Below are 1,052 nucleotides of genomic sequence, written 5' to 3'. Positions count from 1 at the left end.
GTCTTATTCATCGTCTGCAGCACTATGCGCCTTCACTCCATATGCCTGCTGAAGAATATCGGATCGCGCCAGGATTTATTAATTGGGTGGATGCTGCAAGGCTTATGCTTTGGTCGCCTGATTCATACCAAGAGGAATTAGCAGAAGAGCAAGCACGTGTTGAAGAAAAGATTTTCACCGGGACGCAATGGGTCATTTCGAAAGTCAGGAGACAGGGCGGACGCATGGCCGCATTCGCGGCCAAAGGAGGTTATAACGAGGAACCACATAACCATAATGATTTGGGCCATTTTATTTTACATGTGGATGGGGAAAATGTATTGGCAGATATCGGTATCGGGGTGTATACCAAACAATATTTTCAACCTCAATATCGGTATGAACTGATAAACGCAGGCTCTCATGGACATTCGGTTCCTATCGTAAACGGGTGCAAACAAGGCTTTGGCAAACAGTTTCGTTCGGAAATCCTATATAGCCAAATCACTGAGAATGAGGTTCAATTTGGGTTGGATTTAACAAAAGCCTATGCATGTGATTCATTGGAACTGCTTACTAGAGAGTTTATATGGAGACGTCCAGAAGACGAGAACCCGCAATTAGTCATTACAGATAAGGCTAGTTTTTCCAAAGTACCTGAATCCTTTCAAGAAGTCTTCATAAGTAGTGTACCTCCGCAGGAGGAAGAATTAGGGCATATTCAAATGAATGCAGTGATGATGCACTATGATTCTGACCAGTGGAAGGTTGATATAGAGCGGATAGTAACGGATGTAAATTCAAAACAAGATGTTCCGTTTTATCGCATTATACTGACATTGAAAAATCCTGAATTGGAAGTGGCATTTTCATGTCGAATTGAGATCGCGGAATCGTGAGGCACTGAGCTGGGCGATTCCACGAAAGCGATATGCATCGTCAGGAAAATAGTTATCTTATGAAGCTGGTTCGTAGCTAGCGGCAGTAGAAAAGGCTATCCCCAAGTAGATTATTTACTTTGGGGATAGCCTTTTCTTGGTTAAATTTGTTTTCTAGAGTGAGAAGGCGGATAG

General features: G+C 42.8%; 1 protein-coding gene. It reads left to right on the top strand.

Features of this window, described 5'->3' with window-relative positions:
• A partial coding sequence (locus tag AC1DVJ_RS31120) for a heparinase II/III family protein (RefSeq protein ID WP_477596816.1) occupies positions 1-878 on the top strand: 878 nt, incomplete at its 5' end.
• Positions 879-1,052: the final 174 nt, after the last annotated feature.

It is taken from the genome of Paenibacillus sp. P4_A9 (genome assembly GCF_056402415.1).
The sequence above is the reverse complement of the archived record's forward strand: the minus strand, read 5'-3'. Positions and strand labels throughout refer to the sequence as shown.